Origin of the sequence: Escherichia sp. MOD1-EC6021, assembly GCF_002965245.1 — a bacterium.
Taxonomy (GTDB): domain Bacteria; phylum Pseudomonadota; class Gammaproteobacteria; order Enterobacterales; family Enterobacteriaceae; genus Escherichia; species Escherichia coli_F.
Map to the genome: position 1 here is coordinate 1 of NZ_PTRU01000059.1, position 7,642 is coordinate 7,642.

Annotated in this window: 2 protein-coding genes and 1 pseudogene; 2 read left to right on the forward strand and 1 reads right to left on the reverse strand. The window is 46.3% G+C overall.

The features are described from left to right. Positions 1-558 precede the first annotated feature (558 nt). Positions 559-1,779 carry an autotransporter strand-loop-strand O-heptosyltransferase gene (locus tag BEB54_RS27155; RefSeq protein ID WP_000040077.1) on the forward strand — a complete coding sequence of 407 codons (1,221 nt, stop codon included), beginning with the start codon at positions 559-561 and terminating at the stop codon, positions 1,777-1,779. After that, positions 1,772-6,745, forward strand: coding sequence for an autotransporter outer membrane beta-barrel domain-containing protein (locus tag BEB54_RS27160; RefSeq protein WP_105282332.1), 4,974 nt, complete (start codon positions 1,772-1,774; stop codon positions 6,743-6,745). The genes BEB54_RS27155 and BEB54_RS27160 overlap by 8 nt, the downstream gene beginning before the upstream one ends. A gap of 304 nt (positions 6,746-7,049) precedes the next feature. Here the strand turns inward: BEB54_RS27160 and BEB54_RS27165 are convergent. Then, positions 7,050-7,565: pseudogene (locus BEB54_RS27165) on the reverse strand (IS256-like element ISEc39 family transposase); the annotation flags it as partial. Between the last annotated feature and the right edge of the window lie 77 nt (positions 7,566-7,642).

Consider the following 7,642-nt stretch of genomic DNA (forward strand, 5'->3'; position numbering starts at 1 on the left):
GCGAACTGCTTCCGTGGCGCATAGCACTGCCAGCTGAATAACACATCCCCGTCAATACGGCCCTCGCTGTACGCTTATTACGCAGCAAGTGCACAATAAGCTAACGAGACTGTGGATTATTGTTCAATAATAAACAATTTAGACATTAGCACACTTGCATCCAGGCAGTTTTAGTGGTGTGTACATTATGGGTATAAGAATAAGATATCCTTTCAGGAACTGTTTAAAACAAAAGTGCGTATGTATTTCAGTAATGGTAATTTTTATGTGACAGGAGGCTTAACCGAGCGCTCTTATCTCAAGAGAAAAATCGGCGCTAACGGGTAATATACTCCTGCCATTGAGTAATATTTAGTTTAAATGATTTATATCTGTATATCAGTATGTGACTGAATTGATAGTGATTTTTGATGCTCAAGAGAAATGTCGGGGTCTTTTACGATACCTTTCTGAGATGATTGTAATTATCAATGTGATTCAATGCACAAATTGTCAGAAATGCAGCAAATAGCCGTAACCATCCTATAATAAATCATTATTAATTTTAATGATAAAGATATGTCCAAATTGATAAACACATATTTTATTACTCCGCCAGAGAAACCGACTCAGTCCGGACCTGAGGGTATCCGATATGATTTTAATGATGGGGCGCGTGTACTGCTCCCTGAGGGGAAATGGCATGTTCGTCTGATGGATGCTGATTCGGGGAACATTCTTTTTAGCTGCGATGCAGATAATGGCTGGGTAAGGAGCTGTAAAAAATACTTCATTCGTTTTCGTATTCAGGTATTCCATAGGGGAAACGACACGCCCTTAATGGATGAAACGTTGAATTTAAAAAATCAGCCTGTGCTGATTTCGTTTCCTACCGGTACATTAGGTGATTTACTCGGATGGTTTCCTTATGCTGAAAGGTTTCAGACGCTGCATAAGTGTCAACTGGAATGCACTATGGCACAGGAGATTATTGAACTACTGGCACCGCAATATCCGCAGATTCAATTTTCTACTCCAGATAATCCTCATACGATTACGCCATATGCAACTTATCGTGTAGGACTGTATTTTGGTGGCGATACAACTAACCAGCCAATTGATTTTCGCCAGGTCGGTTTTCATCGTTCCGCTGGATACATTCTGGGAGTGGATCCCCGGGAATCACCAGTCCGACTTAATCTTTCAGCCCCCAGAAGCATTAATGAGCCTTATGTATGTATCGCGACACAATCCACTTGTCAGGCGAAATACTGGAACAACGGTACTGGCTGGAGTGAGGTTGTAGCCCATCTCAAATCGCTGGGGTATCGGGTACTGTGTATTGATCTGCATGCTCATTATGGTCAGGGCTTTGTCTGGAACCATATTCCGTGGGGAGCAGAAGACTTTACAGGGAAAATACCTCTGCAGGAACGGGTGAATCTGTTACATCATGCCAGTTTTTTTATTGGTTTATCCAGCGGGCTCTCCTGGCTGGCATGGGCAACTCATATCCCTGTTGTACTAATAAGTGGTTTTACGCTTCCTGTCAGTGAATTTTATACCCCATGGAGAATATTTAGTTCCCATGGATGTAACGGATGCTGGGATGATACTTCACTGAATTTTGATCATAAAGATTTTCTGTGGTGTCCGAGACATAAAAACACCCCCAGACAATTTGAATGTACACGCCTGATTACGGGGAAGCAGGTAAACGGCGTCATCGACAAACTTCATGCCTCTCTGGCAGAACAAAGTAGTATTGGTATGAATCATTCAAGGTGGAGTAATGAATAAAATCTATAATATTGTATGGAATGAATCTTCTGGTATGTGGGTGGTGACTTCTGAGCTAACCCGCAAAGGTGGGCAACGGCATCGAAAAATAAAGAGAACAATGTTAGCCGGACTAATTGCGGGGCTTATGTTGCCAACCGTACCTGCTCTTGCCCAAGTATTTAATGATGAAATACTTGATTATAGTAGCTCAATGTCTTTATCAGCAGGTGATTCCGCATTTAATACCACCATTGATGGCGGAGAGCAATACGTATCCAGTGGTGGCAGCGCTATAAGCACGACTATCAATGATGGGGCACAGATAATTTTCAATGGTGGTACCGCTTCAACGACAACCATTAATGGTGGTTACCAAGATATTTCGAGTGGTGGAAGTGTCACTAATACACTAATTAGCGGAGGTGAGCAGAACATTTCCAGCGGTGGCAGTGCCGTGGACACCACCATTGAGGAGGGGCTTCAGACTGTTCTCAATGGCGGAAATGTCTCCGGGACTCACATTAGCGGAGGAGAACAGTATATTTCCGATGGTGGCAGTGCGACTAATACCGTTATCGATGGGGGAACTCAATATATATCCAGTGGAGGCAATGCTATTGAAACCACTATTGAAAATGGGTTCCAGGAGGTTTCCAATGGTGGCAGTGCTACTAGTACCGTTATTAATGCCGGATTCCAGTACATTTCAAGTGGTGGTAGTGCTACCAGCACCATTATTAATGCCGGATTCCAAGATGTTTCCAGTGGTGGCAGTGCTACCAGCACCACTATTAATGGTGGCGTCCAGCTCATTTCCAGCGGTGGCAGTGCTGTTGACACCACTATTCAAGGCGGGATTCAGGAAGTTGGTGAGGGGGGAAGTGCAAGTGGTACCACTATAAATAATTCTGGTATCCAGTTCATCAGCAGTGGAGGAAGTGCTACAGCAACCACTATTAATAGTGGCGGTTGGCAGGAAATATCCAGTGGTGGCTCTGCAACTGAGACGGCCATAAATGGAGGCATTCAGTGGATTTACGATGGAGGCTCAGCTTCAGATAGTACCATCAACAGTGGTTACCAGGTCATCTCCAGCGGCGGCAGTGTAACTTCTACCACAATTTACCGTGGTGGGGAGCAGAGTATTCACAATGCAGGTCTTGCGACCGGAACCATCATCAGTGGCGGGGAGCAGCTAGTCTCCAGCGGTGGTAGTGCCGTAGATACAACCATTGAGGGGGGGCTGCAGACCATTCTCAATGGCGGAAATGTATCAGGGACACTCATTAGCGGAGGAGAGCAGCGAGTTTCCAGCGGTGGTAGTGCTGTAGACACCACCATTGAGGAGGGGCTTCAGACTGTTCTCAATGGCGGAAATGTCTCCGGGACTCACATTAGCGGAGGTGAGCAGAACATTTCCAGCGGTGGCAGTGCCGTGGACACCACCATTGAGGAGGGACTGCAGACTGTTTTCGGTGGCGGAAATGTCTCCGGGACTCACATTAGCGGAGGTGAGCAGAACATTTCCAGCGGTGGTAGTGCTGTAGACACTACCATTGAGGAGGGGCTTCAGACTGTTCTCAATGGCGGAAATGTCTCCGGGACTCACATTAGCGGAGGTGAGCAGAACATTTCCAGCGGTGGCAGTGCCGTGGACACCACCATTGAGGAGGGACTGCAGACTGTTTTCGGTGGCGGAAATGTCTCCGGGACTCACATTAGCGGAGGTGAGCAGAACATTTCCAGCGGTGGTAGTGCTGTAGACACTACCATTGAGGAGGGGCTTCAGACTGTTCTCAATGGCGGAAATGTCTCCGGGACTCACATTAGCGGAGGTGAGCAGAACATTTCCAGCGGTGGTAGTGCTGTAGACACCACCATTGAGGTGGGACTACAGACTGTTTTTGATGGCGGAAGTGTTAATGGCACGATCATTGATGGTGGGGAGCAGCACATTTCCAGTGGGGGAAGTGCGATTAACACCACACTGGATGGCTATCAGACAGTTTTCAATGGTGGCAACGCAACAGGCACCACAATTAATGGCGGGTTCCAGAATATTTCCAGTGGTGGCAGTGCTACCAGCACCATTATTAATGCCGGATTCCAGGAGGTTTCCAGTGGTGGCAGTGCTACCAGCACCACTATTAATGCCGGGTTCCAGGCTCTCTACGATAGCAGTATAGCCAGCGGCACCGTTATTAATAATGGCTTCCAGCTCATTTCCAGTGGTGGCTCTGCCATCAACACCACCATTAAAGGGGGATTCCAGGAGGTTAGCGATGGTGGCAGAGCTATTGAGACCACAATTACTAGTGGCTGGCAGAATGTATTAAGTGGTGGGGTTGCAACTGAGACGCTCATTGTCGGGGGAGTCCAGACGATTTACGACGGAGGCTCAGCGTCGGAGATTACAATCAACAGTGGTTACCAGGTCATCTCAAGCGGTGGCAGTGTAACCACCACGACCATTTACCGTGGTGGGGAGCAGAGTATTACTAATGCAGGCCTTGCTACCGGGACCATCATTCGTAGCGGGGAGCAGCGAGTTTCCAGCGGCGGCAGTGCCGTTGACACAACCATTGAGGGGGGACTGCAGACTGTTTTCGGTGGCGGAAGTGTCTCCGGGACTCTCATTAATAACGGGGAACAGCAAGTTTCCAGCAGTGGTAGTGCTGTAGGCACCACCATTAATGGGGGACTGCAGACTGTTTTCGGTGGTGGAAGTGTCTCCGGAACTCTCATTAATACCGGGGAACAGCAAGTTTCCAGCGGTGGCAGTGCCGTGGACACCACCATTGAGGGGGGACTGCAGACTGTTTTCGGTGGCGGAAGTGTCTCCGGGACTCTCATTAATAACGGGGAGCAGCGAGTCTCCAGTGGTGGTAGTGCTGTAGGCACCACCATTAATGGGGGACTGCAGACGGTTTTCGGTGGCGGAAATGTCTCAGGGACTCTCATTAATAACGGGGAGCAGCGAGTCTCCAGTGGTGGCAGTGCTATTGACACAACCATTAACAATGGAGGGACAATGAGTATTGCCGCAGGTGGTAGTGGAACGGGAATAATTCAAAATAATGGTGGCGCAATCAGAGCGAACACATCGGCCATCCTGAGTGGAACGAACGTAAATGGTAGCTTCAGCATTACTAATGGTAGCGCCAGAAATATGTTGTTAGAAAATGGTGGACTCCTGATGGTTCTGCAGGGTCATCAGGCTATAGATACCCAGGTATCTAAAGGTGGTGAATTACAGGTTGAGAGCGGTTCTGAGCTATTGGGTACAACCTTGATTAAAGACGATGGCAAACTGTCAGGCAACCAGATAACCAATAATGGGGTTCTGCATTTTCTCGACAATAGTTCAGCAAACTATAGCGGCACACTGGATGGTACCGGTAGTCTGAATCTGAATGGGGGAAAATTAACTCTCAGTGGTAATTTTTCTCAGGATAGCGGTATTTTTATCCAAAATAATGGAACAATGATAATGGATAATCTACGGGCTATGGCAAATGTGACAATCGAGCCTGATGCAACTCTGCGCTTAGAGAATGGTAGCCTCCTGGCTGGACGCATTACTGGGGATGGGAAGAAAGGTGGAAATCTGATAGTGGCTGACTCTGTCTGGAAATTATCCGGAGACTCTACTATTAACTCATTAGACATGAGTAATGGAACCGTGGATTTTCATTCAATACAGTCCCCTCAGTTTAAAACAAAACTTGAGGGAGTAACGTTAAATATCGGACAGTTATCAGGAAATGGCACCTTCTTGATGAATACTGATATTGCATCATATACTGGTGATAAATTAAACATCACAGGGGATGCAAACGGTAATTTTGTTTTGAATATCAAAAATACCGGTCAGGAGCCTGTATCCCCGGGTAACCCATTACCAGTGGTTTATACCGGTGGAGGAGATGCTGTATTTACAGTAAACGGAGGAAAAGTGGATGCAGGAGTTTGGGAATATTATCTGAGTAAAGATAATACTAACTGGTATCTAAAATCTGATACTACACAACCAGGTAATCCGGAACCGGGTATACCCAATCCTCCAGTACGGCACACCACAAAGTCTACTGATGCTGTACTGAATATGGCAAGCGCTCCGACATATATCTTTAACAGTGAATTACAAGGGCTGCGATTCCGTAACAGTGAAAAATCAGAAAACTCACGTACTTCTGGGGGAGTATGGGGGCACTATATAGGATCAGATAAACACATCAGCAGCAAAGGAGCGGGTTACTCCCTGACCCAATACGGAATAGTGACGGGCGGAGATAAGCGTTTTGACCTAAGCGATGGGGTGTTATCATTAGGGGCATTTGTTTCCTTCTCTGATAACAATATCAGGCATAATCGAGGAGGGAAAAGTTCTATTGATAGTAAAAGTGTTGGCTTGTACATGACGTATGATACTCACGGATACTATATAGATGGTGTACTCAAATTCAACCGTTTCAAAAATGAGTTGCGTACCCATATGAGTGATGGAACTATGGTTTCGGGAGATTATCATCAAAATGGTTTCGGTGGTAGCCTGGAGGTGGGCAAGTATTTTTCTCTGAATGAGAATACCTGGTTACTTCCTTATGCCCGAACAACAGCTCTTGCTGTGAATGATGACAATATCAGTCTATCTAATGGAATGAAGGCTGAAATAAACACAACACATTCTTTCCAGGGTGAGGTTGGTGTTAATTTAGGGATGGACCTTGATGTTGGTAAAACCAAAATAAGGCCCTACCTGACCGCAGGAGTCAGTCATGAATTTTCAAATCATAATAAGGTTAAAATCAATAAAGCCTATGATTTTACTAACGACATATCCGGGACAACCGGAAAGTACGGTTTGGGTATGGATGTTCAGCTAACATCAAATGCCAGTATATGGGGAGAGGCTAATTATTTAAAAGGTAACAATGTAGAGTCACCGGTAACAGGGACTGTTGGCTTCAAGATAAACTTTTAACGCCTGATGTGCATCAGATGCCCGACCATATCGGTTGGGCATCTGAATTACTAATTATTAGAACAGACTATAAGTATATACAAGAGCAAGAAAATGTTGCTCCACAAATCGTTGTGGTAATTCTTGTGTGCATCCCGGGATTTCCTTGATGAGTAGAACCTCATTGGCTAAGTCTGAATATGATCACCTTCAACTTCAGTAAAGCACTTACAGAAGGTTTAGGGAGCACAGGTTCAAAACAGTTACAAATCACCGTCAGATAACTGGCGGACCCTGTAAATAATTCTGTGTAACTGCCGCCGTATTAAAGGTGCTCGCTAAGGCGGTCACCAAACTCGATAATAAAACGGCTCATTGCCAGCCGCCAGTTCTGGATTGGCATACTCCATTTTTTTGACGCCGACTGTATCGCCAGATAAATCACTTTTCGCACAGAGTCGTCCGTTGGGAACACCTTGCGCTTCTTTATCGCCTGCCGAATGACGCTGTTCAGCGATTCGATGGCATTCGTCGTGTAGATGGCCTTGCGGATATCCGGTGGGTAACCGAAGAAGGTGTTGAGATTTTCCCAGTGTGTGCGCCAGCTCTTGCTGATTTGCGGGTATTTTTCATCCCAGACGCCTGCAAACTTATCCAACGCCATCAACGCCGCTTCCTCTGTCGGGGCCTGATATACCGCTTTCAGCCCGCTGGTGACGGCTTTGTAATCCTTCCACGACACGAATTTCAGGCTGTTGCGCACCATATGGATGATGCAGAGCTGAATATGCGTCTGCGGGTACACGCTATTTATCGCTTCCGGGAAGCCTTTCAGGCCGTCTGCGTATTTTCATGAAAGGAGATCACTCAATAACTTCCATCGAGATCGGGTAATAACATTTGAACAGATCGCTGAAT

Bases quoted from the DNA above. Each gene is read 5' to 3' on its own strand.
- BEB54_RS27155 (WP_000040077.1), top strand. From the start codon at position 559: ATGTCCAAATTGATAAACACATATTTTATTACTCCGCCAGAGAAACCG.
- BEB54_RS27160 (WP_105282332.1), top strand. From the start codon at position 1,772: ATGAATAAAATCTATAATATTGTATGGAATGAATCTTCTGGTATGTGG.